At 67.1% G+C, this 24,280-nt stretch carries 23 protein-coding genes; 9 read left to right on the forward strand and 14 right to left on the reverse strand.

The genetic code is table 11. The annotated features are described in order from the left end of the window. Positions 1-540, forward strand: a 540-nt coding sequence (locus V7Q42_RS18635; RefSeq protein ID WP_333825675.1) for a TrbI/VirB10 family protein, incomplete at its 5' end; no start/stop codon positions are given. Positions 541-848: 308 nt separating this feature from the next. Next, complete coding sequence (locus V7Q42_RS18640; protein WP_333825676.1) at positions 849-1,553, forward strand: autoinducer binding domain-containing protein; 705 nt, start codon at positions 849-851, stop codon at positions 1,551-1,553. Between the two features lie 10 nt (positions 1,554-1,563). Here the strand turns inward: V7Q42_RS18640 and V7Q42_RS18645 are convergent, their stop codons facing one another. Both V7Q42_RS18645 and V7Q42_RS18650 read right to left on the reverse strand, forming a co-directional pair. Continuing rightward, positions 1,564-1,917 carry a transcriptional repressor TraM gene (locus V7Q42_RS18645; protein WP_333825677.1) on the reverse strand — a complete coding sequence of 118 codons (354 nt, stop codon included), beginning with the start codon at positions 1,915-1,917 and terminating at the stop codon, positions 1,564-1,566. A 313-nt stretch (positions 1,918-2,230) separates the two neighbouring features. Continuing rightward, on the reverse strand, positions 2,231-2,443 hold the full coding sequence (locus V7Q42_RS18650; RefSeq protein ID WP_333825678.1) for a helix-turn-helix domain-containing protein: 213 nt from the start codon (positions 2,441-2,443) through the stop codon (positions 2,231-2,233). On the opposite strand from V7Q42_RS18650, the gene V7Q42_RS18655 reads away from it, so the two are divergent. Beyond that, positions 2,363-2,785 (forward strand): hypothetical protein, encoded by a 423-nt coding sequence (locus V7Q42_RS18655; RefSeq protein ID WP_333825697.1) that lies wholly within the window; start codon positions 2,363-2,365, stop codon positions 2,783-2,785. The two genes, V7Q42_RS18650 and V7Q42_RS18655, sit on opposite strands and share 81 nt — an antisense overlap. Before the next feature lie 115 nt (positions 2,786-2,900). On the opposite strand, the gene V7Q42_RS18660 is transcribed toward V7Q42_RS18655, so the two are convergent. The 6 genes from V7Q42_RS18660 to traA all read right to left on the reverse strand — a co-directional run bounded on the left by V7Q42_RS18660 (position 2,901) and on the right by traA (position 9,531). Next, complete coding sequence (locus V7Q42_RS18660; RefSeq protein WP_333825679.1) at positions 2,901-3,311, reverse strand: hypothetical protein; 411 nt, start codon at positions 3,309-3,311, stop codon at positions 2,901-2,903. Then, on the reverse strand, positions 3,308-3,577 hold the full coding sequence (locus tag V7Q42_RS18665; RefSeq protein ID WP_333825680.1) for a type II toxin-antitoxin system prevent-host-death family antitoxin: 270 nt from the start codon (positions 3,575-3,577) through the stop codon (positions 3,308-3,310). The genes V7Q42_RS18660 and V7Q42_RS18665 overlap by 4 nt, the downstream gene beginning before the upstream one ends. Positions 3,578-3,880: 303 nt before the next feature. Continuing rightward, positions 3,881-4,522 carry a conjugal transfer protein TraH gene (locus V7Q42_RS18670; protein ID WP_333825681.1) on the reverse strand — a complete coding sequence of 214 codons (642 nt, stop codon included), beginning with the start codon at positions 4,520-4,522 and terminating at the stop codon, positions 3,881-3,883. Between the two features lie 14 nt (positions 4,523-4,536). Beyond that, on the reverse strand, positions 4,537-5,676 hold the full coding sequence (locus V7Q42_RS18675) for a conjugal transfer protein TraB (protein WP_442958235.1): 1,140 nt from the start codon (positions 5,674-5,676) through the stop codon (positions 4,537-4,539). A 16-nt stretch (positions 5,677-5,692) separates the two neighbouring features. Next, positions 5,693-6,226, reverse strand: a complete 534-nt coding sequence (traF, locus tag V7Q42_RS18680) for a conjugative transfer signal peptidase TraF (protein WP_333825683.1) — start codon at positions 6,224-6,226, stop codon at positions 5,693-5,695. Then, positions 6,223-9,531 carry a Ti-type conjugative transfer relaxase TraA gene (gene traA / locus V7Q42_RS18685; RefSeq protein ID WP_333825696.1) on the reverse strand — a complete coding sequence of 1,103 codons (3,309 nt, stop codon included), beginning with the start codon at positions 9,529-9,531 and terminating at the stop codon, positions 6,223-6,225. Before traA ends, traF begins: the two co-directional genes overlap by 4 nt. Before the next feature lie 249 nt (positions 9,532-9,780). Here traA and traC point away from each other — a divergent pair, with 249 nt between their 5' ends. From traC to V7Q42_RS18705, 4 genes are all read left to right on the forward strand, one after another. Next, complete coding sequence (traC, locus tag V7Q42_RS18690; RefSeq protein ID WP_333825684.1) at positions 9,781-10,050, forward strand: conjugal transfer protein TraC; 270 nt, start codon at positions 9,781-9,783, stop codon at positions 10,048-10,050. 4 nt (positions 10,051-10,054) lie between these two features. Then, positions 10,055-10,270, forward strand: coding sequence for a type IV conjugative transfer system coupling protein TraD (gene traD / locus V7Q42_RS18695; RefSeq protein WP_333825685.1), 216 nt, complete (start codon positions 10,055-10,057; stop codon positions 10,268-10,270). Next, positions 10,257-12,221 carry a Ti-type conjugative transfer system protein TraG gene (gene traG, locus V7Q42_RS18700; RefSeq protein ID WP_333825686.1) on the forward strand — a complete coding sequence of 655 codons (1,965 nt, stop codon included), beginning with the start codon at positions 10,257-10,259 and terminating at the stop codon, positions 12,219-12,221. The genes traD and traG overlap by 14 nt, the downstream gene beginning before the upstream one ends. Positions 12,222-12,337: 116 nt before the next feature. After that, positions 12,338-12,538 (forward strand): WGR domain-containing protein, encoded by a 201-nt coding sequence (locus V7Q42_RS18705; RefSeq protein ID WP_442958234.1) that lies wholly within the window; start codon positions 12,338-12,340, stop codon positions 12,536-12,538. 514 nt (positions 12,539-13,052) lie between these two features. Here the strand turns inward: V7Q42_RS18705 and V7Q42_RS18710 are convergent. Beyond that, the gene (locus tag V7Q42_RS18710; RefSeq protein ID WP_333825688.1) at positions 13,053-13,379 is read right to left on the reverse strand and encodes a DUF736 domain-containing protein; all 327 of its coding nucleotides are present in this window, start codon (positions 13,377-13,379) and stop codon (positions 13,053-13,055) included. Positions 13,380-14,215: 836 nt separating this feature from the next. Between V7Q42_RS18710 and V7Q42_RS18715 the strand changes: the two genes are divergently transcribed. Both V7Q42_RS18715 and V7Q42_RS18720 read left to right on the forward strand, forming a co-directional pair. Continuing rightward, positions 14,216-14,479, forward strand: coding sequence for a YjhX family toxin (locus V7Q42_RS18715; protein WP_333825689.1), 264 nt, complete (start codon positions 14,216-14,218; stop codon positions 14,477-14,479). Position 14,480: 1 nt separating this feature from the next. After that, positions 14,481-14,981, forward strand: coding sequence for a GNAT family N-acetyltransferase (locus V7Q42_RS18720; protein WP_333825690.1), 501 nt, complete (start codon positions 14,481-14,483; stop codon positions 14,979-14,981). Positions 14,982-15,093: 112 nt separating this feature from the next. Here the strand turns inward: V7Q42_RS18720 and V7Q42_RS18725 are convergent, their stop codons facing one another. From V7Q42_RS18725 to V7Q42_RS18745, 5 genes are all read right to left on the reverse strand, one after another. Then, positions 15,094-16,020: a DUF2493 domain-containing protein gene (locus tag V7Q42_RS18725; protein ID WP_333825691.1), complete on the reverse strand. Its 927-nt coding sequence runs from the start codon at positions 16,018-16,020 to the stop codon at positions 15,094-15,096. Positions 16,021-16,320: 300 nt separating this feature from the next. Further along, positions 16,321-17,358 (reverse strand): DUF7146 domain-containing protein, encoded by a 1,038-nt coding sequence (locus tag V7Q42_RS18730; protein ID WP_333825692.1) that lies wholly within the window; start codon positions 17,356-17,358, stop codon positions 16,321-16,323. After that, positions 17,358-21,671 (reverse strand): strawberry notch-like NTP hydrolase domain-containing protein, encoded by a 4,314-nt coding sequence (locus tag V7Q42_RS18735; protein ID WP_333825693.1) that lies wholly within the window; start codon positions 21,669-21,671, stop codon positions 17,358-17,360. The genes V7Q42_RS18730 and V7Q42_RS18735 overlap by 1 nt, the downstream gene beginning before the upstream one ends. Positions 21,672-21,859: 188 nt before the next feature. Then, positions 21,860-22,075 (reverse strand): DUF6117 family protein, encoded by a 216-nt coding sequence (locus V7Q42_RS18740; RefSeq protein WP_333825694.1) that lies wholly within the window; start codon positions 22,073-22,075, stop codon positions 21,860-21,862. Positions 22,076-22,178: 103 nt separating this feature from the next. After that, positions 22,179-24,280, reverse strand: a 2,102-nt coding sequence (locus tag V7Q42_RS18745; protein WP_333825695.1) for a ParB/RepB/Spo0J family partition protein, incomplete at its 5' end; no start/stop codon positions are given.

Consider the following 24,280-nt stretch of genomic DNA (forward strand, 5'->3'; position numbering starts at 1 on the left):
CTCGTCTCCGGCATCAACTCCGATCTTCCCGGCCGCATCATCGCGCAGGTCGGCCAGAACGTCTTCGACAGCGCGACCGGCTCACGGCTCCTCATCCCGCAGGGCGCGAAACTCCTCGGCCGCTACGATTCCAAGGTCTCCTTCGGACAGAACCGCGTACTCGTGGTGTGGACCGACATCGTCTTCCCCAACGGCTCGACGCTCCAGATCGGCGGCATGGCCGGCACCGACGCCGAAGGTTACGGCGGCTTCTCCGATCAGGTCGACAATCACTACTTCCGCACCTTCGGCTCGGCCATCCTCCTCGCCGTCATCGGCGCCGGCATGGACATGGCGATCCCGCAGAACTCGACCCTCTCCAATCAGGAGACCGCATCGGATGCCGCCCGGCGCAATTTCGCCGAGACCTTCGGCCGCGTCGCCGAGCGCACCATCACCAAGAACCTCGACGTCCAGCCGACCATCGAGATCCGACCGGGGTACAAGTTCAACGTGCTGGTAGACCAGGACGTGGTGTTTCCCGGGGCCTATCGGGGGTGAGCGTGACGCGAACGTCACGCCTCCGTGACGGAGCGAGGCGAGGCGTGACGACAGTGTAACGGAACGTGACAGTACGCGACGGAACCGTACACCACGGATCGCCGAGCTTGCTCACGATGAAACGGGTCGCTCGAAGCAACGAAGAGCATTCACCACCCATCCAAACAAGTTGCCTAAATGATTTGCATCGTCATTCAGGAAGCGTCCGCCCTATTCGGGATCGAGACACGGTGTCGCCGTCTCGCCGCATTCACATGACGGAGTGGAGACCATAGAGTATTTCTGGTTGAAGCTCGGAGGACGAAGCAATGGAGGTTCATCTCGACGACCTCCTCGACAAGCTCGAAGCCGCCCACAATGAGAGATCGCTTCGAGCTGCCCTCCGGACGTTCACCGATCGGGTCGGTTTCGACTACTTCGCCTTCCTGGAACTCCGCGGGAGGAGCGCGACCGCCTTCTCCGACTATCCCGAGGCCTGGCAATCCCACTATCTCTCCAACGGCTATTCGACGCGCGACCCCGTCGTCACAACGGCGCGGCGCTCGATGAAGATCACGCGCTGGGCTTGGGACGATCCCTCCCTGCGTCGGGGATCGCGAGACTGGTCGTTCTTCCACGAGGCGGCAGCGTTCGGACTGCGGTTCGGGCTTTCCATTCCGATCAGGGTCGGCTTCGGCGGGACGTCGATCCTCGCCTTCGCCTCCGACCGGCTCCGCCCCGAGAAGGTCCGCTTGGCCGACGTCGGACGGGCTCACACTGCCGTCGCCTATCTCCACCTCAAACTCGATCAGTTCGGTGGAGCCGATCTCATGGCATTCACCTTCGACCTGAGCCCTCGCGAGACCCTCTGTCTGACCTGGGCCTCCTTCGGCAAGACCATGAAAGACACGGCCGCACTGATCGGTATCGGCGAGCGTACCGTCCGCGGCTATCTCGAACAGGCGCGAGACAAGCTCGGCGCCCGCGACATCAAGCACGCGATCCGGATCGCCCTCGAGAACGGCCTGATCTGAGAAGCACCGATCAGCAGCCGGGTCGGCCCACCTCGCCGTCCGTCGGCTCGTCGTCTTCCGGCAGGCTCGGAATGCACCCCAGCTGGTCGATGAGCATGGAGAGCGCCATCTGTTGGGCTTGGGCTTCGAACAGGGCCTTACGATAGGCCTCACGCAGGTCCCCGACCTCGTCCATGTCGAGGGTCGTCTCGGCAGCTCTCCGCCAAAGACGGTGATGATGCTCGGCGTTGCGAAGAAGCCCGCGGTGCCGACGCACCGCCTCGATCGTCCGACGCTCGAGATCGTCCTTCGATTGGTCCGTCACGCCATCCACCCGGGGATCGTTGGATCGTCCCTCTTCGGCGTTCTCGTAGCATGAAACCATGAGGCTCGACCACGGTTTGGTCTGCGGTGCGCCCCCGCAGACGTCATCCTTCGACCCCTAGCCGGGGGTTGGAAACCGTGTAGCCGCGGCCCTATGACCTTTAGCACCGAGGCACCTGGACATGCGTCACAGGCCCCCGGCCATAAGCCAGAGGATCTCGGTGCCGCAACGGCCGGCACCAACCGGTTTGCAGGGGTTTCCACGCCCCGGGGCAGCGCGTACTGCCTTGCTCGACATCATAGAGGGGAGAGGGCGAATTCGCCAGACGGCAGGCGAGCGAGCAACCGCTCGCGCGAGAAGAAGTCGAGAGCACTCAAGACAATGGGCTCAGGAGATCCTTCGGGTCGATTTCGAGCGCACCAGCCAGTCGACCCAGAATTGTGATGCTCACGGACACGTCCGAGCGCTCGATCGATCCGACATATCGCGAGCTGAGACCGGCACGATGTGCCAACTCTTCTTGCGTCAGTTGCCGTTCGTGGCGAATACGACGCAGATTTGCAGCCACGATCTCATTGAGATTCATGGCTCCAAGAAATCATATAGGAACGATCATTCCAGGAATGATCGTTCCTATTCGAATCCGGAGATGCTACTTTGTCGCGAGAATGAGATTCGCTTCCCCCAGAAGATCGAGCGAATGGGCCCACCGATGATGGACGACGAGGAGCTCGACAAGTGGCGGCGAGGCGCTTCGGCGGCGGAGGCCGCGATCACGGCCGCCCGACGCTCGCGTGACTGGGAACCCCTCGACTTCCTCGCCGCGGCATTGGGAGTCGGCAACGATCCGGAGGACCGCGGTGCATGGGAGGCGATCTGTGAGGAGCTCTGCAGGCCGGGGGTTCTCTCCAGAGGTCAACCACGATGACGGACAATTTCAAAAAGTTCCGTAATAATACTTATGCGAATCACAGCAACAACATGTTTAGGCGGGGAGTATTTTCCATCAAAATGACCCTCACGAACCTCTCCGCATCTCTTTATCAAGCTCTTTCTACAGCGACCGCCTTTCTCCGTCTTGCGATGAACTCTCGCATCAGAGGCAGAAAGAACGCCTTGCTGAACTTTCCGATCGGCGGATCCGATTCGAGGTAGAATGACCTTCCGACGATGTCGGAATTGTACTCGTCGAGGATGATCCAGAGGCGCAAGTCGCGATCGAGGCCGGCGCGCTGCTTTTCGATGGTCGGGATCTCCACCGCGAACCGCTCGGGCTCAGGTTCTTTGGTGGTGATCGGAAAGAACAAGATCAGATCACCAGCGGCACGGGCGAGCCGAACCCCGACGGCGACGGGGCGGGACTTCCGTCCTTCCGTCTCCCCTTTCGTCGCTTCGCGCGCCCATAGATAGGGGTAACGAACAACGCAGGCGGTTTGAATATCGTCGTAACTCACGGGCGAACTGTCTCGTCGGCGCTCGCATAGACCTCGACGGCCGTCTCGAACTCATCGAGAAGCGCAGACGGCATCGTCTCGATCGTGCCGACCGTTCGCGTGTCTGCTCCGCGCTTCAACCGCTCGAAGTCCTCGATCGCGAGCAGCACGAGGCGAGGCTTGTTGCGCTGGGTGATGGTGACGGGATGGCGCAACGCCTCGGCAATGATGTCGCCGGATTTCCGCGACAGGTCGCTCGTGGTGTAGGTGCCGGACGTTTCGGGCATCACGCCACTCCTCATTGCTGTATTTGTCGTATTCTACAGCAGGCCCGCTCTCCGCACAATGTCTGCCTGATCGCACCGGGGTGGAAACAAGATTCGGAGAAGATCCGCTGCAAACGGCGATTATTCTGTCCGGCAGACACCGAAATCGACTCCGGACACCGACGAAACGAGGCGGGTTCCAACAGTCTCGGCAGAATTTCATCGCGGCTGTTGGAACCTCCCTCGGCAGTGGGGGACACGTGATGCACCATCTTGAGAAAATCGGCATGGTTCGCCACCGAGCCGCCCTCGCATCGAGAGGGTTCAAGGCTTCCGATTCCGCCCGACGCCCGTCAGATCGATCCGCATCTCCGCACGTCGTGGATCCTCGTCGAACTGACGCGCCCCCGAAGGCTGCGTCCCGGCCGAGCGGGCGGCCCGAGGTGTCACCTCCCTGATCGGCAGCCCCTCATCCTCGCCGCCGGTCGACGGCTTTGGTACCGGTGCTGCCACCTCCGACTGTCCTGGATCCGGCTCCAAGAAAACGGCCTTCCCCTCGAAGGTGCCGGTCCGCCAGGCGAGGATGGCGTCGTCGAAGGCTTCCGGTACAGCTGCGCCGTACCACTTCACCACGATGCGCCAGACCTTGCCGAAGAGCGCGGTGCCCATCCGCAGGTTGGCGCAAGCGTCGAGGAGATCCGCCCCGATCTCGGACGGGTCCTTCACTCCGACGCCGGCCGGGAACCGAGTGATACCGACGCGCACCTCCGCCTCGCCGACGAAGCGACGAACGAGCGCCAGGGCTTCATCCGGCGTCTTCGGCGGCGGCACGAGGATGACGCGGTCGCCCGATCTGATCGACAGAGCGAGTGGGTCGTTCGTTCCGACCTTGCCGAGGAACGCTTCGACGATCGCCGGCTTCAGCGCCGAATCGGCGCAGGCGTGAACGAGTGCGGCATCGACCATGCGCCTCTCCTGTCTCAGCGGTTGAAGGAAACGACGAGCGGTAACCCGAAGAGACGGGCCCAGGCGGTGCTGCTCGCCTTCTGGATCGCGGCGATGTCGGTGCCGGCGGTCCACCAGCCGTTGCCGATCGCGACGATCAGATCCGGCTTCTGCGCCATCGACTGCAGGATCGGCCAGACCAGAAGCTGCTCGTAGCAGACGAGCGGTGCGACACGCCGGCCGCCTATCCCGGCGACGGACGCGCCGAAGAGATCGGCCCGCGCTCCGCCGGATTCGCCGAGCCAGCTCAGCCACGGCTGCCACATCGACACGGGCACCGGCATTCGCTGCCGGAGGGCAATCCGGGCTCCGTCCTGATCGATCACCACCACGGCGTTGTCGTAGCCGTCGCGGTAGACGACGGTCGCGCCCGCGACCACCTCGACGTCGAGATCCCGGAGCCGGCTGCGCCAGAAAGCTCCGACGGTCGAGGTCCAGAGACCGAATGCGTTCTCGGGGAGGACGACGATCCGTGCGCCGTCGACGGCGGCCACGCGCACCTCCGCGATCAGGGCTTCGTGCTGGTCCATGTCGAGATCTCGCCCGAGTTCGCGACCGAGATGCAGATCGAGGCCGACCCATCCCTGAAGCCCCGGCGGCTCGGTCCAGGTCATGGACGACCAAACCATCAAGCCCGCGAGCCCCATCAGGACGGCGGGCCATGCTCGTGTCGTCACCGTGAGCATGAGCGCCACCGTCGCGCCGAGGCCCCACCATCCCCACGACGGGAACAGAATGCCGGCGGCGGTGATCGGATGGGCCCACCCGACGATGCCGAAGGGAGGCACCGCCATCAGGATCGCGGCGACGGCAGAGCGTAGCACCCTCCCCCATCCCGGCCGGCCCGACCAGAGCCCGGTATGGACGCCCACGAAGGCGAGCGCGGCGCCGATCCACAGAGCGCCGCCCGACAGGACACTCGCCCCGTAGAACGTGGCGACACCCTGCGGCAGTCCCCGCGACGCCGCGAGGAAATAGGCCGCTGCGACCGCCGACGCCGTCGCCCTCGACGGTGAGAGCCCCCACAACGCAGAGAACACCAACGCCACCGGTAGGGTACGCGGATCGCCGCTCCAGCCGACCACGCCGACGACCGCTGCCGCGACGACGAGCAGAACGGATCGTGCGGCCTCAAGGAGCGAAGGTGAGCACCGGCACGGCGCGGCCGAGAACACCCTCGGCCGGAACCGGCCCGAAATATCTCGAGTCATAGGACCCCACGAAGTCGGAGTGGAGATAGAGGTGACCGGCCGGCACGATCCCGCCGGACCAGGGTGCGAGCGCCCTGCCCTCGCCGTCGACCGAGCGAACGTCGGAATGCGCCAGCGGCCGCCCGTCGATCGTGACCGAGCTGCCGATACCGATCATCTGCCCCTCACGAGCATCGACGATCTTGATCAGGGGGCCGATCCATCCGGAGCAGAGACCCGGGCGGAGATAGCCCCGCGCCGCCGCCAGTTCGAAGACGGCGTTCCGCGGTGGGCAGACGAAGACGAGATCACCGACGGCCACCGGTCGATCGAGCGGTACGATCCGCCACAGACCGAGCGGATGGCTCGGCGTCGAATTGAGGCGGAGGCCGCCCCATCCGCCGCCGATCGCCAAGAGGGCAGCGAAGAGACCGCCGGCGATCAGGGCGAGATGTGGCCTTCGGCTTCTGGTCATTGCAGGACCTGCCGCGGCTTCTGCGCCCGGCGCAGCGTCTCCGCCTGCTTCATGGCCACCGCCGTCCGCTCATGCGCGGCGAGCTGTTGTGCGGTCCGCATCGTCGGCCAGGCCGATGCCAGTTGCTCGCGCTGAGCAGGGGAGAGGCCCGACGCCAGCGTCTCGAAGACCGAACCGGTCGGCTCCTTCGCCCTGTCGGCAAGGAAGGATCGCTCGCCGAACCGCCCGGAGACCGCCTTGGCGAAGCCGTCGATCTCGGCCTTGGCCATGCGGTCGGCGAGCGCGAACTCGAGAGCCGAAGGCAGATCGTTGCGATCGATGGCGTCGCGCACCCGCTCGAGCACTCGGGCGGCTTCCGCCGACAATGCCGGGATGTCGAGCGCGGCACGTTGCCGGATCGCTCGCTCCTCGGCCTCGAACTTCGTCTCGGCTTCTGCGCGCAGGCGTAGCCAGCGTTCGAGGTCGCGCCTCAGGGCGGGCGCATTGACTTCGGCACGGCGACGGTCGTCCCGGTCGACCTTGCTCGCCAACAGTCCGGTCTTGCCACGCAGGGGTCCGAAGGTCTCCGGGCGGGTCGCCAGTCGCTCCAGCGTCGTAGTCGCGGCCGTCGGATCCCTCGACATCCTGGCGAGATCGAGCACACGAAACGCCGCCTCCGGATCGGCGAAGACGAGGCGGAAGCGGTTGGTGACCTCGCCCCACTGCTTACCGACGCCGGGGTCGGCGAGAATCCGGGTCTCGATCGCAGAGCCGAGCGTCTCGGTGAACGTGGTGATGCCGGCGACCATCGGGCGCAGCTCCTTCTTCACGGTGTCTTCGGGGGAGTGTGGGCGGGTGGCGAGACCGAGCTCGCGGCCGAGCGCGGTGAGGCGTCGGCCGAGGTCGGCGAGCCGCTGCTTCTGCCGGATCGTCCACGCGACACGGTCCCGCACCAGCGTTCGTGCGACACGCACGAGGTGCAGACCACGCGCCTCGGCGAACCGCAGCGCGGGGCCGTAGAGACCACCAAGGGCGTAATCGAGCGTCGTCTCCTTTGCCCGCCGTTGCGACAGGATCGCGCCGAGACCGCCCACCTTCTCGAAGGATCGCCGGCCGTAGTAGAGGGTCGCATCCTCGCGATGGCGGGTCATCGCCACGTAGGCGAGATGCCGGTCGAGCGACAGCGTCGCCAGCACCTTGACCCGGTCGACAGTGGCCCCTTGCGCCTTGTGGATCGTCGTCGCGTAGCCGTGGTCGACGTCGGTGTAGAAGCGCTGGTCGATCTCGATCCGACGACGGTTGGCGCCCTCGCCGATCTCGGCGGTGAAGCGCCGAGGCTCCGACGCGACGATCTTGCCGATCATGCCGTTCTTGACGCCGAGCGATCCCTCGTTCCTCAGGAACACGATCTGATCGCCGACGTCGAAGCGCCGCTCGCCGTCCGCCGTGCGGAAGATGTGACCCCGGCCGACGAGGCCGCGTTCGACCAGCTTGGCGCGCGCCATGTCGTTGAGGGCGCGGACGTCACGGCGCAGATGGGCGAGGATCAGCGTCGACTTCGCCGGATCGTAGTCGCGGTTCCAATCGGCGATCAACGTCGCGAGCGCCTCGGCCTTGAATGAGGCTCCGACGACTCTGCGCTCGGCACGATAGGCGGCGAGCGCTTCGGCGACGCGACCCCGCGCCAGATCGAGCGACGCCGCTCGCATCCACGGCTCGCGTTGGCGATGGATGGTCTCGAGCTCGGCGTAGCCGATCCGTTCGGTCAGCGCACGAAAGGCGGCGCCGGCCTCGATCGGCTGCAACTGATCGGGATCGCCGACGAGCACGAGTTTCGCGCCGGCCGTCGCCGCCGCTTCGACGAAGATCGCCATCTGGCGCGACGACACCATGCCGGCCTCGTCGAGGACGAGGACCGTCTTGTCATCCAGAAGGTCCCTTCCCTTCGCCCAACGCAGTTCCCACGACGACAGCGTGTGCGAGGTGATGCCGGCTTCCGTCTCCAGCCCTTCCGCCGCCTTGCCGGCGAGCGCCGCACCGACGACGCGGTAGCCGGCCGCCTCCCAGACCTCGCGCCCCGCCGTCATCATCGTGGTCTTGCCGGCGCCGGCGCGACCGACGACCGCGGCGATGCGCTCGGACGAGGTGACGTGTTCGATCGCCGTCCTCTGTTCCGCCGAGAGCCGAGTGTGCCGTTCGAAGATCGCCGCCCGCTCCGTCGCCTTCACCTCGAAGCCCACGGTGTTCGCGAGGTGTGTCGCCCGGCACGCCATCTCCGCCTCGAGGCGGATCAACTCGCGCGTCGTGTAGCGAGACGGCGTCCGTGCCCCGCTCGCGAAGTCGATCGTCTCGGCCTCGAGCCGCAGAACCTCGGGGCTCTGCAGGATGCGAGCGAGAAGGGTCTGGAAAGTCGCCGCGTCGTCGATCCAGCGATGGAGGATCTTGGCGACGTCGCGCTGGTCGAAGACGCTCTTCTCCCGCGAGATCAGATCGAGGACGATCTCGGGGCGGCGCTCGATGCGTCGGACATTCTCGGCACGACGGTCCTCGAAGGCCCGCAGTCGGTCGAGTGATGGTCCCCTGCCCTCTCCGCCCTCCTTGCGCTCGATCGCCTTCGCCGCCACGCCGACGTGGGAGGTCGGGGCGAGGTCGAGGCCGCGCTCCGCGTAGGAGCGACCGTCGACGCGCACGTCGAGACCGGCGAGCGCCAGATGCCGGTTCTGGAGATCGAGCCAGGCCTGGCGCTGCTCGAGGAACTCGGATCTGTCGCCGGACCACAGTCGGTAGACGATCTTGCCCGCCGCATTGCGCAGCGGTCGCCCGTCCTCACCGATCGCCACCACCTTCTTGCCCCCGAAACCGTCCTCGGTCAGCGGTCGCAAGGAGGTCATCAGGTGGACGTGCGGATTGCCCGGATCGTTGTGATAGACCCAGTCGGCGACCTGCCCGCGCGCCAGCACCTGGGTCTCGACGAAGGCATCGACCAGGGCGATGTTCTGCTCTCTCGAGAGCTCCACCGGCAGGGCGACGATGAACTCCTTGGCGAACTGCGCATCGGCTCGCGTCTCGAAGACTTCGACCCGGTTCCAGAAGGCTTCCGATGAGCCGGCGACCGAACGATCGGCGACGAGCGCCTTCGCCCAGGCCGGTGCATTCGGCGGCAAGAGGAACGCCTCGTGGATCATCCCGCGCTTGCCGGTGTAGTCGACGGTGCGCGCCTCGGCCTCGTGCTCCATCCGGGCGCAATGGCGATAGGCCGCCGCCAGCACGACGCTGCGACCGCCGCCGCGGCCGATGAGCTGGGGAGTGAAGTGGGTGATGGCCACGGCGGTCGAGATCCCGGAGATGAAACGCACGTCGGGTTCGTCGGGAACGGCCGGAGCCTCGGGCGATCGAGCAGCACGTCGCGCCTCGCGACGTATTACTGCGCCCTTGGAGCCGTTCTCGTCGAACGGCGGGATGATCTCGAAAACCGTCGGGTCTGCCGACCCGGCGTTTTTGCCGGGGTGCGCTCCGCGCACACTCAGCGGAATCTCGTTCGGTCACGAGCGATCGAACGAGAAGGACCTGAGCCCATGAAGAAGCCGTCGTCGAAGATCCGCGACGAGATCGCCCGACTGCAGGAGCAGTTGAAGGCGGCGGAGACGCGCGAGGCCGAACGGATCGGCCGATTGGCGCTGAAGGCCGGTCTCGGCGAGATCGTGATCGACGACGCCGAGCTCGTCGCCGCCTTCGAGACCCTGGCGACGAGGTTTCGGACGGGAGGAGAGAAGCGCGAGCGGACCACCACGCCGCCAGCGCCGGTCGCGGTTGGCGAGCCTCAGAGCCGCGATGACGAGGGCTGAGCGGATGAACAGATCGAGCCAGTTCGAGGCACGGAAGAAGGACACACGGGAGAAGATCCAGCTCGGTGGCCTGATCGTCAAAGCCGGCCTGCGGTGGGAGAAGCGGGCGCTCCTGCTCGGCATCCTGATCGATGCCGCTGCCCGCCTGAAACACGATGCCGTCGAGCGCGACCGTTTGACGGCATTGGGCACGGAGGCCTTCGGCGATGACCCCGAATAGGATCGTCCTGTTCCTTGTGGCGCTCGGGCCGATGGTCGCCGTCTACGTGGCGACGTCGGCGGCGCCGACCTGGGTCGCGGCGTTCGGCAGAACCGAGGCATCGCGGATGATGCTCGGGCACGTCGGCCTCGTCCTTCCCTACGCCCTCGCCGGCACCGTCGCCGTCATCGTCCTCTTCGCGGCGAACGGCGCTCGCGCGATCCGAGCCGCCGGCTGGGGCGTCGTCGTCGGGGCCGCCGCGATCACCGCCCTCACCGTCGTGAACGAGGTGACGCGCCTTCAGAATGTTGCCGATCTCCTGCCCGCCGGACGTTCACCGCTCTCCCTGATCGACCCCGCGACCCGTATCGGGATCGCGATCGTCGTTCTCTGCGGGGTCTTCGGCTTACGCGTGGCGTTGCGCGGCAATGCCGCCTTCGCGTCCGCCGCGCCGCGACGCATTCGTGGCAGCCGCGCCGTCCACGGCGAGGCGGATTGGATGAGCCTCGCGGAAGCGGCGCGTCTCTTTCCAATGACCGGCGATATCGTCGTCGGCGAGTGCTACCGGGTCGACCGGGACGGCGCATCGGGCGAGGCGTTTCGCGCTCGCGATCCCGGAACCTGGGGTGCCGGCGGCAAGGCCTCCCTCCTCTCGTTCGACGGCGGTTTCGGTTCCTCGCACGGCATCGTCTTCGCCGGCTCGGGTGGCTTCAAGACGACCTCCGTCACCGTGCCGACCGCCCTCAAATGGGGCGGGGGCCTCGTCGTGCTCGATCCTTCCAACGAGGTGGCGCCGCAGGTCTCCGATCATCGCCGTCGCGCCGGCCGCAGCGTCTTCGTCCTCGATCCCAAGACGCCGGCGATCGGCTTCAACGCCCTCGACTGGATTGGCCGCTTCGGCGGCACCCGAGAAGAGGACATCGCCGCCGTCGCCGGCTGGATCGTCACCGACAACCCGCGCCTCGGCTCGGCCCGTGACGACTTCTTCCGCGCCGCCGCTCTGCAACTCCTCACCGCGCTGATCGGCGACGTCTGCCTCTCCGGTCACACGGCCCCGGAAGATCAGACGCTGCGCCGCGTGCGCGAGAACCTCGCGGAGCCCGAGCCGAAGCTGCGCGAGCGATTGCAGGCGATCTGGGACCGCTCGACCTCCGCCTTCGTGCGCGAGAACGTCGCTCCCTTCATCGCCATGACGCCGGAGACCTTCTCCGGCGTCTACGCCTCGGCGGCGAAGGAGACCCACTGGCTCTCCTATCCGAACTACGCCGCCCTCGTCTCCGGATCGAGCTTCTCGACCGATGAGCTGGCGGAAGGCGCCACCGACATCTTCATCGACATCGACCTGAAGACGCTCGAGACCCATCCCGGCCTCGCCCGCGTCGTCATCGGCGCGCTGATGAACGCCATCTACAATCGCGACGGCGTCGTCGCCGGTCGCACTCTGTTCCTCCTCGACGAGGTCGCTCGCCTCGGCTACCTGCGCATCCTAGAGACGGCACGTGACGCCGGTCGCAAATACGGCATCACCCTGGTGATGCTGTTCCAGTCGATCGGTCAGATGCGCGAGGCCTACGGCGGACGCGACGCCACCTCGAAATGGTTCGAGTCGGCCTCGTGGATCTCGTTCGCCGCGATCAACGACCCGGAGACCGCCGACTATATCTCCAAGCGCTGCGGCGACACCACCGTCGAGGTCGATCAGGTGAGCCGCAGTTCGCAGATGTCGGGATCGTCACGCACACGCTCGAAGCAGCTCGTCCGCCGGCCGCTGATCCTGCCGCACGAGGTGCTACGGATGCGCACCGACGAGCAGATCGTCTTCACTGCCGGCAACCCGCCGCTGCGCTGTGGTCGCGCCATCTGGTTCCGGCGCGACGACATGAAGCGATGCGTCGCCGAGAACCGGTTCGAACAACGGACCGGAGATGACGGAGCAGCCGTCACCCGATCGACCGAACCATCGACGACGTGAATCGATCGAGCGCGATCGATTCCGAACTCTCGTTGGACGCGCCGACGCGAGCGGCGGAGACTCGCCTCATGACGCCCGAGCCCCTCCTCCTTCATCGCATCGATCCGAGCCGCAACATGGCGCGCTTCTATCGCCTGTCGATCGAGCCGAACCTTTTCGGCGGCATCTCACTCGTCCGAACCTGGGGGCGGATCGGCGGGGCGTCTCGAACAAAGATCGAAATGTTCGACGCATCGGCCGCGGCTGCGACCTCGTTCACCGGGATCGCGCGATCAAAATGCCGTCGCGGGTACCTTCTTCAGGCGAAGATCGGGTGAATCGGCCCGTCGCTCGAAGCCGGCGACCACCCGCTCATTCACCCTCGGCATCAGGCCGTCCTGCGCGGAGTGTCGCCCGAGCCGCGAGGCGAGCGGCTCGCGCCTTGGTTCGGGCGTCCTCAAGGGAATTGGCTCCTTCGATCTCCGCAAGCGCCAACAGTGCATTGGAAAACGCCGTACGAAGCCGCAACGTCGCACTCACCAACTTCGCGGTTCGATCGATGTCGTCCGACATGGGCCCTCATGGCTGCCTCTGATGACCGAGGGTCGCAACCGCAGAACCGCCCGTCAACCGACACCATGTCGGTTCTCGAGAACTGCGGCATTCGGGGCGCAGTGGACCCGATTGGACTCGCCGGGTGTGACGGCCTTGCCCGAGGCATCGACGGGAAAACTGGTGCTGCCCCGAGCAGCAGGTGCCGGTTCGATCGCCTGTTCGATCACACCACAAGGGTCGTGAGCCCATTTATGGGTGAGAGGCCCCGGCCCGAAGGCCGGGACCTCGATCGGCGGCTCAGTCGCCGCGGCGCCCGTTGGGACGGGACCAGATCAGCGAGAAGGTGTCGCCGTCCTCGTCGTCGAAGAGGTTGGCGTAGATCGGAGCGTTGAAGCTCGGATCGTCGAGCTTGAGCCCGAGGTAGTCGCGGCCCTCGCCGGAGCGCTTGGACCAGGCGGCGCCGATCTCGGCACGGCCGACCAGGACCCGGTGGCTCGGGGCGTTCTCGCCGGTGGAGCGCAGGTCGGGGACGATGCGCACGCCCTTGGCCTGGACGCTGAGGGTGACGATCTCGCCGGTGAATTCGTTCGAGCCGGTCTTCTTGAAGGTGCCGATGGTCGCCATTGTCTTGTCTCCGCTTTCCGTTTGCGAGCCCGCCCGTTGCGGCCTCGATGGCGATCGACAGACCGGAGGCGACCGCCGCCGCACCCGCGAGGGCCGCAGCGTCAGCGGAGGACGGCGCAGGAGGGACTTTCTTGGTCACCGCGAGGAATGCGAACGCGTTCGCAGGGGAAGAAAGTCCCGACGCACCGTTGCGGCAGAGGCGGTCGAGGCGAAGCCGTCCTTCGGCCAGATCAGCCAGACGAAGAGGCCGTGCGGGGCTGGCTGGCACAAAGCGTAGAAGGAGACGACCGCGGCAGACGAAAGGCCCAAGACATGGCTCGTTTCACCGTGCTGCAGGGGAGGCAACTCGAGCTCGCCTCGAGGTGCTTCACGCCGGGCTGCGCTACCCTCCAGAAATCGCTCCAGCGGAAAGCCGACCCAACAACGCCGGTTTCGTTCGCCTTCTCCAGCCGCAGAGTGGTGGGAGCTCCGCCATCACGCAGACCCCGAAAGCGACTGCGCGGGAAGTTGCCGGCACAAGACCGCCGGGGCAGATTCGCGTGCGGCTGGCGAACGGACTCGTCGCGCCGGAAACCGGCACCGACGCCGATCACGGAGATGGCAATTGAGCGCCTCACTAGCCTCTACGGCCGTCAATCTACGGGGTTGTTCCAGAGGCGGGCGTTCCCTAGATTGGTAATCCGAGTGGTGACGATACTCGCTGCTCGATCGTTGGAGATTGGATGTCAGAGCTTGTGTGATACGGCTCTCTGAATCTCGGAGAGCCTCGTGAATTCCAAACCGCCGAGCGCAAGCGCGCTCGGGGTGTTTTTTCACGTCTGTCATACGAGACATCCATGAACATCTCGCAAAACGAACAACGTGCGCTGCACGTTCTGGCCCTCGGTGGCTTCATCCGACACGAGCGAGGCGATGGCCCCAAGATCACCTCCGTGACCTGCGTCACGCGTGAGGGAATGATCCTCGTCGACTTTGATCTGACCAACTTCGCCCGATTGCGCCGCAGGCGCCTGATCGAATCCAAATCGGGCAGCCCGTATCGGATCTCGAAACGCGGCCGGATCTCCGTTCGTGCACAACTCGACAATCGGGGAGCATGACATGCTGATCCGCAGCGAAACCATTGCCGACATCGCAGCGATCGGCCGGATCGTCACTGAAGCCATGCGTCTGCTCGCGCAGTCCACCGGAACCGAGGCGGCCATCGTCGAGCGACTGCGGGCGGCAGGTGCCCTCACCCTCTCGCTGGTGGCCGAGGAAGACGGCAAGGTGGTGGGCCATCTGGCCGCCTCGATGGCCCGGATCGGGACGCAGGACGGCTGGGGGTTGATCGGCCCACTTGCCGTCACGCCGGTGCGGCATCGCCAGGGGATCGGCTCGGCTCTGATGGCCGAAGCCCTGCATCGATTGCGGGCGACCAACCGCGGCGCGGCGTTGGTCGGCGACCCAGGCTACTATGGCCGGTTCGGCTTCCGGACCTACCCCGGCCTGGAAGTCGCCGGCTGTCCGCCTGAGGTGGTTCTGGCCCTGCCCTTCGACGACACCGAGCCGTGCGGAGAGCTGAACCATCATCCGGCGTTCGGCCTGGATCAGCAGGAGTGACTGGAGGTACGGCTGCATCTTCGCGTGGTGCAGCCCGACCGCTCATCGCGATTCCGGGCGAACGGTAGGAACGGGGCGAGACAAGCCCATCGCCTGGATGGAAAAGCGGCGCTCACGCGCCGCCCTTGCCGAACCGGTAGACCGGGATACCGAGCTTGCGTGCCTTGTCGGCGAGGTTGTCCTGGATGCCGGTGCCGGGGAAGACCACGACGCCGATCGGTAGCACGCCGAGCATCTGGTCGTTGCGCTTGAACGGGGCGGCCTTGCCGTGCTTGGTCCAGTCGGGCTTGAAGGCGACCTGCGGAACTTTGCGGATGTCGGCCCAGCGGGCGGCGATCTTCTCGGCGCCCTTCGGCGATCCGCCGTGCAGTAGCACCATGTCGGGGTGCTTCGCACGGATCTGATCGAGCTTGGCGAAAATGGTCGTGTGATCGGCGGTGTCACCGCCGGTGAAGGCAATCTTCGGACCCGCCGGCACCATCACCTCGGTCTCGGCGCGGCGCTTCGCGGCGAGGAAATCGCGGCTGTCGACGACCGCTGACGTGAGGTTGCGATGGGAGACCATCGATCCGACGTGCGGACGCCAGAACGAGCCGGTGTGGCGTTCGTGGTGTTCGGCGGCCTGATCGCGCATCAATTCGAAGGCTTCGCGGCGTTCGATCAGGGTCAGCCCTTCGGCGATCAGCCGTTCCAGTTCGACAGAGCGCACCTCGCTGCCATCCTGTTCGGCCTGTGAGCGACGTTGCGCCGCCTCGTTCTCGTCTAGCTCGCCTTCGATCCGTCGGCAGGCGCGGTGGAAGAGGTTGACGGTCGACCAGAGGAGATCGTCGAGATCGGGTTCGAGGCGGGTATCGGCGAGCGTCGAGATCAGGGCGTCGAAGATGTCGGCGATGGCGCCGGCGACGCGGGGGGCCTCAGGAAGTGGCCGAGGATCGGGCTCGTCCTGGAAGGGGCGCCAGCCGTAGAGCTGAAGTTCGGTGAGGAGACGATCGGTCGAAGAGGCGGCGTGATGAGGTTCGAAGTCGTCGTGCCCGCTCATGGGATGCTCCGTCGGTTGGACCGCGCCCTCGCGGCCTGATGGCGACGAAGCTCACGGGCGCGGACGGACCTGCACCCGGTGAAATCACCGGGCCGAAGCGGAGCGGAGGACGGCGTAGGCCGGCGATCTTGTTTCGCGATGCAAAGCCCCGGAGGGGCGGCGGAAGATCGTCGGCCGCAGCCGTTGCCGGACCGTCCCGACCGTCGAGCCGATCGCCCTCTCGCAAGGCCGGGACGCGGTCCCACCCGACCTCCGGGCAGCCGGGGGTGCGACGACGGCACCCCTCCCCTGCCTCACCACTCACGCGATCCGGGCCATGAACCGCTCGGCGTCCCCCGCGACGAGCTGCGGTCGGATCCAATTCCGCAAGCTGTCGGCGCCGAAACAGCCTAGGTCTTCGTTGAAGTCCCCAAGCCTCGGCAACAGGAGCACCCCCTCGATCCCAACGGCCATCGCCCGGTCGAGTAATCGCGTGCACGCTTGCTTCCCAGCCGGATCACGGTCACGGAGCACATAGAGGCGTCGCACCGTTGCCGGAAGACGGACGGCCGCGAGGTGGGCCGCCGAGAGCGCGGCGATCGCCGGAAGGAAGGGCAGAACCTGTCGAAGCGAGAGCACCGTCTCGATGCCCTCGCCGGCCGCCAACACGTCGTCCACCCTGCCGAACCGAACCGCATGACCGAGGAGATTGCCCATCGCCTTCCTCGGCGGATCGAGCTGCGCCTTGGTCGTTCCTTCGGCAGAAAGCCAGGTGCGGTGGACGCCGGTGATCCGGCCATCGAGATCGGTGGCGGCGGCGATCAGCGCCGGGTGGGCTTCGCTCGGACCGAGGTCCGACCGCCACCAGCAACGGGGATGGAAGCGCAGGCATTCGGTACCGGAGAGGTCGGCGAGACCGCGTGTGCGCAGATAGGTCTCGGCGAGCGTACCGCCGATCGGCTGCGACAGGCGAAAGAGCCGGCGGGCGGCTTCCACCGACCGCAGAGATGAACGTGACGCGGTGGCCCCTCGGCTTGCGAACGACACCTCGCCCTGAGCATCGCCGAGGAACCGCCGGGCCTCCTCCAGCACGTCTGCAAAGCGGATGAGCCCGAGCGCCTCGCGGATGACGTCGAGGAGGTCGCCGTGTTCGCCGGTGGCGGCATCACACCACTTGCCGGCCGGGCCCCGGGTGTCGCCGAAGAGCCGAACGAACATCGAGCGGCCGGGCGTGTTGCGAACGTCGCCGACCTGCCACCAGCGTCCCTGCCGGCGACCGTTGAAGAGATAGAAACGGCACGCCGCCTCCGCGCGATGTGCGAGACGATGCGCCAGCTCCGCAGCCTCGCTCTGGGACATCACGAGGCCTCGCGCTCGGTGAGGCGCCGGATCGGATAGGCCTCCAGGAGCCGGCCGAGGATGTCGACGCCACCCGTGTTGGTGGGAACGAAGAACCGCAGCTTCCAGGATATGATCTCGGTAAAGAGGCCGTAGGCGCGCAGCCGGTCGCGCATCGCATCGGTGAAGCCGACGAGCTCGATGCGGTTCGTCCCCATGACCCGCACCCGGCGGAGCTGGAGATCCTCTTCGAGATCGACGAGGGTCCGCCCCTCGATCACGGCGGCATGGGCCGCTGCCGGGGAAAGCGTCGGGGCATCCGTCGCGGTCACGGTCGCGGCCCAGGCGGCCGAGACCCGCCGGCCGATGATGCGCTCGCTGTCGTCGGTCTGGAGGCGATAGACCCGGGTCGACTCGTTCGGTAGCCGCTTCCAGACAGGCAGTAGGAGCCCGGCGACGATGTGGAGCGTCGTCTCGGTGAAGGGCGGCGTCGCCAGCACCTCCTTCCGCCACGCGAGTGCGAAGGTCTCGCGATCGGCCGGCTCCCATCGGCTCTCCGTCATCGAGGCCTTCGAGACCGACGGGCTCTCCATCGGCCGGATCAGACGGACACGCCGCTCGATCTCGCCGTCGTCGAGCATCAGAGACGGCGCCGGAACCTCGACCGCGGCGCGGCCGGAGCGCTCGTTGACCAGCAGCCGCGCACCGTCGCGTCGAAGCAGGTCGAGGGCGTCGTCGAGCGACATCGGCCGATTGCGGCGGCGTTCTGTAAGCGTGAGCAACCGTGTCTCGGCGCCGGTCGTCGGATGGGTGTAGATGGTCGCCCGATCCGTGATGACGAAACTCTCCGCCGTCAGCGTCTCAAGCCCGAGATCGTAGACGCCGCCGGCGATCGCGCCCTGGACCCGCGCGTCGAGCAACTGCTCGAAGGCGGTGAAGAGGATTGCCTGAAGATCGAGGGTCAGCGCCAAGAGACGGTTCAGGAAGGTGGTGATCGGCGGCAACTCGTCGCGGAGGCCCGTCTCGTCGGTGAGCCTCAAGCCGGTCGCGGTCTCGAAGTCGTGGAGCGAGCAGCCTTCGATCTTGCCCCTCACGATCAGCTGATAGAGCTGGCGCAACGCGTCGCGGGCATAGGCGCTTTCGAGATTGTCCTCGGGGCGGAACAGGCCCTGCCCGCCGGTCTGGCGTTCGCCGCGGGTGATGGCGCCGAGCGTGTCGAGGCGGCGAGCGATGGTCGAGAGGAACCGCTTCTCCGCCTTCACGTCGGTGGCGATTGGGCGGAACAGCGGTGGCTGAGCCTGATTGGTCCTGTTGGTGCGACCGAGCCCCTGAATTGCGGCATCCGCCTTCCAGCCGGGCTCGAGCAGATAGTGGATGCGCGGTCGCTTGTTTCTAGCCGCGAGATCGGCGTGATAGCTGCGCCCGGTGCCACCGGCGTCGGAGAAGACGAGGATGCGCTTGCCGTCGTCCATGAAGGCGGCGGTCTCGGCGAGATTGGCCGAGGGGGCGCGGGTCTCGACGACGAAGCGGTCACCCTTGCGGACGATGCGGCGGGAGCGACCCGTCACCTCGGCGACCTTCTCGGTGCCGAAGCGCTGGACGATCTGGTCGAGGGCTCCGGGCACCGGCGGCAGGCTCGCCAGATGCTCGATCAGCTCGTCACGACGCGCGACCGCCTCGCGGCTCTCGACCGGCTGCCCGTCACGATGGACCGGGCGGGATGCGAGGTTGCCCTCGCCATCGGTGAAGGGCTCGTAGAGCTGAACCGGGAAGGAATGGGCGAGATAGTCGAGGACATATTCCCGTGGCGTGATGTCGACGCGGACGTCGTTCCACTCCTCGGCCGGGATCTCGGCGAGGCGGCGTTCCATCAGCGCCTCGCCGGTCGAGACGATCTGGACGACGGCGGCGTGGCCCGCCTCGAGATCACGCTCGATCGAGGCGATCAGCGTCGGCGTCTTCATCGAGGTGAGGAGATGGCCGAAGAAGCGCTGCTTGGCGCTCTCGAAGGCGGAGCGCGCGGCCGACTTCGCGCGGGCGTTCAGGGTGCCCTCCGAGCCGGTGATGTTGGCGGCCTTCATCGCCGCATCGAGGTTGCGGTGGATGATGGCGAAGGCGCCGGCATAGGCGTCGTAGATGCGGCGCTGCTCTTCGGTCAGCCGATGTTCGAGCAGCTCGTATTCGACGCCCTCATAGGAGAGCGAACGCGAGGTGTAGAGACCGAGCGCGCGCAGATCGCGGGCGAGCACCTCCATCGCAGCGACGCCGCCGGCTTCGATCGCCTCGACGAACTCCGCCCGTGTCGCGAAGGGGAAATCCTCTCCACCCCAGAGGCCGAGCCGTTGGGCATAGGCGAGATTGTGGACCGTGGTGGCGCCGGTCGCCGAGACGTAGACGACGCGGGCGTCGGGAAGGGCATGTTGAAGACGCAACCCGGCGCGACCCTGCTGTGTGGGGGCGACGTCGCCGCGCTCGCTCTTGCCCCCGCCGGCGTTCTGCATGGCGTGGCTCTCGTCGAAGACGATCACCCCGTCGAAGGAAGACCCCAGCCAGTCGACGATCTGGCGGACGCGCGAGGCTCGGTCGCCGCGCTCCTCGGAGCGCAGCGTCGCGTAGGTGGTGAAGAGGATGCCCTCGGTGAGGGTGATCGGCCGCCCTTGCGCAAACCGCGACAGCGGCGTGACGAGCAGAGGTTCTTGGCCGAGTGCCGCCCAATCGCGTTGCGCGTCCTCGATCAGTTTGTCGGACTTCGAGATCCACAGCGCCTTCCTCCGCCCCCGCAGCCAGTTGTCGAGGATGATCCCGGCCGACTGGCGGCCCTTACCGGCGCCGGTACCGTCGCCGAGCATGAAGCCACGGCGAAAGCGAACGGCGTCTTCGGCATCGAGGGGCGCGGCCCTCACGACGTCCCAGGTCTCGTCGACCGTCCAGAAACCGGCGAGATGCCCGGCATGCGCCTCTCCGGCATAGATCACCGTCTCGAGCTGCGCCTCGGAGAGACGGTCTCGGATGTCGGCGGGAAGTCTCGGCCGGTAGCTCGGCTTCGGCGGCGCGACCGAGGCCATGGCGGCCGACTGCACCAGCCGGGTCGGATGGGGTGCGGCGCCGGGGATGCGGATCGACTGGAGGGTATAGTCCTCGTAGAGCGCCTCGGTCAGCCGGGTCCCCTCGGGCGGCGTCCAGTCGACGGTCTCGTAGGCGAATTCGATACCCTGCGGTTCGGAAGACGTCGCCGCGGACGGGTGCGGCCGAACGGATTCGCGGAGCGATCGTCGCGCCCGAGGCGCGGGGATCGGCAGCAGAGGAGCGCGGGTCGACGGCAGAGCGGCGGGTCGGCGCGGTGGCACCTGCGTCTCGATCCAGGTCATCAACGTCGCGACGTCGGGCGCCATGCCGACCGCTGCGGGCAATACCGTCGGATCGTCGGCCGGGATTTTGTCGATCACGGTCAGCCGGGTCGGAACCGTCGTCCCGTGCCGAGCGAAGACCGAGCCGGCGATCGCCGCAGTGAAGACGACGCGACCGCGTTCCTGGAGACGCACGAAGGTATCCCGCCACTCGGGCATCTCCGGACCGACGGCGGCGCCGGTGATCGCGACCAGCCGGCCACCAGGAGCGAGGTGAGCGAGCGCCGAGGCGACGTGGCGGACGGCGGCATCGGCGACGCGGCCCGAGACATGCGCCAGCGCCGAGAACGGTGGGTTCATCACCACGACGGAGGGAAGGACATCCGGGTCGAGATGATCGTCGATCTGCGCGGCGTTGAAGCGCGTGATCGGGGCCGACGGGAAGAGCGCCGTCAGCAGTTCGGCGCGGATCTCGGCGAGCTCGTTGAGGAGGAGCCGGCCACCGGCGATCTCTGCGAGGACGGCCATGAGCCCGGTGCCGGCAGACGGCTCCAGCACCAGATCACCCGGTCCGATCGCGGCGGCGAGGACGGCGGCGAGTCCGAGCGGGACCGGCGTCGAGAACTGCTGCAACGCCCGGCTCTCCTCCGAACGGCGACTGTGGGTCGGCAGGAGTGCAGCGATCTTCTCGAGCGCGGCGAGCCGGACAGCCGGCTTCGATGCCTTGCGGAAGAGGGCAGCGCCGAACTTCCGCAGAAAGAGGACGGTCGCGACCTCCCCGGCTTCATAGGCGTCCTTCCAATCCCAGGCGCCGGCGGCGTCGGAAACACCAAAGGCCGCTTCCATGGCCTCACGCAAATGCCTGGTGTCGATCGGCTGGCCTCGTTCGAGTTGGGGCAGCAGCGTGCGTGCGGCGGCGAGGATCGCCGCAGTGGGCGCGACAGCTGACGCGGTCGCGGTATGTGAGGGAGACGGAATGACGTTCATCGGGAACTCCAAGGAGAGCGAGGACGAGTTCTCCCGACCGGCGCTCTCTCCTTCCGCTCGGGTTCACCTCGCCCCGGCAGCCCTCTTCCTCTTCGGACACTCCCAACGAAAAACGGCGCCCTGCGAGCACAGGGCGCCGGATCGCGAAGCGAACACCACGACGAGGAACCGGAAAGTCCTCGTCGTATTCAGTTCGGCGGAACATAGGCATCGAACGGGTTCCCCTCGGCGAGATGGCCGAAGGGGGTGAAGAGGAAGTCCTCTCCGGCGCGTCCGACCGCGCAGATGACCCGGCGCGGGGCGCCGGTCTCGGCGTCGGCGCATTCCATCAGGGCGAGATCGTCACTCTTCGCCGCGCGAACGAGCGTCTCGAAGTTCGCTCGCGCGTGTTCGGGGATGCTCATGGGGGAGACCTTTCCTGAAACGAATTCACCCGGCATCGACCGCCGGGCGCGGGATCGGCGATGGAAGTGGGGAGAGGCTGAGGCCCCTCCCCGTATCCTGCGATCACTCCGCCGCGGCGGAGAGCTCCTCGTCGTCGGCCGTCGCGCCATCGTCGTCGGCCGAGCCGAGGAAGGCCGGCAGATCGCCGTCGTCACCGTCGTTCGGTTCGATCATCGGCTCGGCGACCGTGTCGTCGAGATCCACCCGCCGCAGCGGCTCCGGCACCCAACCGGTCTCGGCGAGCAGGCGTTCGGCCTCCTTCGCCATATCGCCCTTCTTCAGGTGGTCGAAGAGCTGCACCGCCCGTTCGCCGGCGCCCTCGCGCACCGCCTCGAGGATCCGCGCCTTGGGGACGCGGCCGAGGTAGTTGGCGACCGTCGGCCGCCAACCCGCCTCCACCATGTCGAGCCCGACGGCGCGGGCGAGCCGATCGGCCTGGGCGAGACGCGTCCTCAGGCCATGCTCGGTCACACCGGAGCCGCCGTAAGGGTTCGGCTTCTCATGCAGGGCGTTGACGCCGTAGGAAACGCAGTGGGCGAGGAGCGCCATCCGGCTCGCCTCGTCGAGCGCATCGAGCCAGTGCCACAGCGCCTCGTCGTCGGCGGGCAGATGATCGCCCCACTGCTCCTGTCGCTCGGCGACCGCCTTGGCCGACGGGCAGTCCTTCAGCTCCTCGTTCTGCGCGGGGAACCAGACCTGGCGGACGCTCGCCTCGAGGCAACCGGTCGGAGCCCGCGACGAGAACGTGTCCGACACCAGCTTGTGCAGCAGCAGCGTCATCGCGACCTGCGGATGGCCGGCGACCGCGTCGCGGAGCGCCAGCGTGCGATGGGCGGTCAACTCGGCGAGGAGCCGATCGGGGAGCGGCTTCAGCCCGTCGTCATCCTCGTCCGTCTCGTTCGCAGCGACCGGTTCTCCGGCGAAGGTGGCGGTGCTCGGCCGCGGGATCGGCTCCTGGCGACTGGGTTCAGAGGTGTCCTCCATTTCGAGGATCTCACCGGTCTCCGCGTCGATCATCGGCTCGTCCTCGGAGCGGACATAGCCCCGTTCGACCGTCAAACGCCCCTGCGGATCGAGCCCGACGAAGGCGCCGGCGCGGCCGACCTCGACCGGATCGAAGCGCACCGGGCGATCCTCCAAGGCGGCGAGCGCCGTCTCGATCTCACCGAGCCGCTCATCGACTTCTTCCGGGTACTCGTCGGCCGTGGCGTGGTCCGCCTCGAGACGATCGCGTTCGGCTTCCAGCGCGGCGATCGTCGCACGCTCGTCTTCGGTCAGGTCGACGGCCGCGCCGGTGAGCCGACGCAGGCCCTGGGTGTGGCCATAGGGGAACCCGACGGCGACTTCGATCCACTTCCAGCCCTCGCCGGCGATGTCATCGGCCGCGGCCTTCAGCTTCTCGGCCACCAGCCGATCGAGCAGGGCGACGTCCTCGAGCCAGCCGCCGCCGTCGGTCTGGAAGAGGTCACGCAGCACGGTACCGCCCGCCGCCTCGTAGGCCTCGACGCCGACGAAGAGAGCGCGCTTGTCGGTGACCGCGATCGAGGTCTCGGTCAGCGCCCGCCGGATGTTCCACGGCTCCTTCTGCCAACCCTGGCGAACCGCCTCCCACACCTGCTCCTGGCGGGCGTGATCGGAGGAGACGGTGAAGGCCATCAGCTGCTCGAGCGTCATCGCGTCCTCGGCGTAGAGATCGAGCAGCTTCGGCGACACCGTGACGAGGCGCAGGCGCTGCTTCACCACGGCGACGCCGACGAAGAAGGCGGCGGCGATCGCCTCCTCGGTCATCCCCTTGTCGCGCATCGCCTGGAAGGCGCGGAACTGATCGAGCGGATGGAGCGGCGCCCGCTCGATGTTCTCGGCGAGCGACAATTCGTCGATCAGGATGTCGCCCTTGGCCTCGGAGACGACGCAGGGCACCGGCGCGGTCCGGGCAAGGCGCTTCTGCTTCACCAGCAACTCGAGCGCACGGTAGCGGCGACCGCCGGCCGGCACCTCGAAGAGGCCGGTCTCGCGGCCCTCGGCATCGACCACGGCACGGACGTGCAGAGACTGGATGAGCCCGCGCCGGGCGATCGACTCGGCGAGTTCCTCGATCGACAGCCCGGCTTTGACGCGCCGGACGTTCGACTGGCTCAGCACCAGCTTGTCGAAGGGAATGTCGC

The sequence above is a fragment of the Pinisolibacter sp. genome (genome assembly GCF_036782435.1).
Taxonomy (GTDB): domain Bacteria; phylum Pseudomonadota; class Alphaproteobacteria; order Rhizobiales; family Ancalomicrobiaceae; genus CALBKH01.

Bases quoted from the DNA above. Each gene is read 5' to 3' on its own strand.
- V7Q42_RS18650 (WP_333825678.1), bottom strand. From the start codon at position 2,443: ATGAATCTCAATGAGATCGTGGCTGCAAATCTGCGTCGTATTCGCCAC.
- V7Q42_RS18645 (WP_333825677.1), bottom strand. From the start codon at position 1,917: ATGGTTTCATGCTACGAGAACGCCGAAGAGGGACGATCCAACGATCCC.
- V7Q42_RS18740 (WP_333825694.1), bottom strand. From the start codon at position 22,075: ATGAGCATCCCCGAACACGCGCGAGCGAACTTCGAGACGCTCGTTCGC.
- traF (WP_333825683.1), bottom strand. From the start codon at position 6,226: ATGACCAGAAGCCGAAGGCCACATCTCGCCCTGATCGCCGGCGGTCTC.
- V7Q42_RS18705 (WP_442958234.1), top strand. From the start codon at position 12,338: ATGGCGCGCTTCTATCGCCTGTCGATCGAGCCGAACCTTTTCGGCGGC.
- traC (WP_333825684.1), top strand. From the start codon at position 9,781: ATGAAGAAGCCGTCGTCGAAGATCCGCGACGAGATCGCCCGACTGCAG.
- V7Q42_RS18715 (WP_333825689.1), top strand. From the start codon at position 14,216: ATGAACATCTCGCAAAACGAACAACGTGCGCTGCACGTTCTGGCCCTC.
- V7Q42_RS18665 (WP_333825680.1), bottom strand. From the start codon at position 3,577: ATGCCCGAAACGTCCGGCACCTACACCACGAGCGACCTGTCGCGGAAA.
- V7Q42_RS18655 (WP_333825697.1), top strand. From the start codon at position 2,363: ATGTGCCAACTCTTCTTGCGTCAGTTGCCGTTCGTGGCGAATACGACG.
- traD (WP_333825685.1), top strand. From the start codon at position 10,055: ATGAACAGATCGAGCCAGTTCGAGGCACGGAAGAAGGACACACGGGAG.
- V7Q42_RS18735 (WP_333825693.1), bottom strand. From the start codon at position 21,671: ATGAACGTCATTCCGTCTCCCTCACATACCGCGACCGCGTCAGCTGTC.
- V7Q42_RS18730 (WP_333825692.1), bottom strand. From the start codon at position 17,358: ATGTCCCAGAGCGAGGCTGCGGAGCTGGCGCATCGTCTCGCACATCGC.
- V7Q42_RS18725 (WP_333825691.1), bottom strand. From the start codon at position 16,020: ATGAGCGGGCACGACGACTTCGAACCTCATCACGCCGCCTCTTCGACC.
- V7Q42_RS18670 (WP_333825681.1), bottom strand. From the start codon at position 4,522: ATGGTCGATGCCGCACTCGTTCACGCCTGCGCCGATTCGGCGCTGAAG.
- traG (WP_333825686.1), top strand. From the start codon at position 10,257: ATGACCCCGAATAGGATCGTCCTGTTCCTTGTGGCGCTCGGGCCGATG.
- V7Q42_RS18720 (WP_333825690.1), top strand. From the start codon at position 14,481: ATGCTGATCCGCAGCGAAACCATTGCCGACATCGCAGCGATCGGCCGG.
- V7Q42_RS18710 (WP_333825688.1), bottom strand. From the start codon at position 13,379: ATGGCGACCATCGGCACCTTCAAGAAGACCGGCTCGAACGAATTCACC.
- V7Q42_RS18640 (WP_333825676.1), top strand. From the start codon at position 849: ATGGAGGTTCATCTCGACGACCTCCTCGACAAGCTCGAAGCCGCCCAC.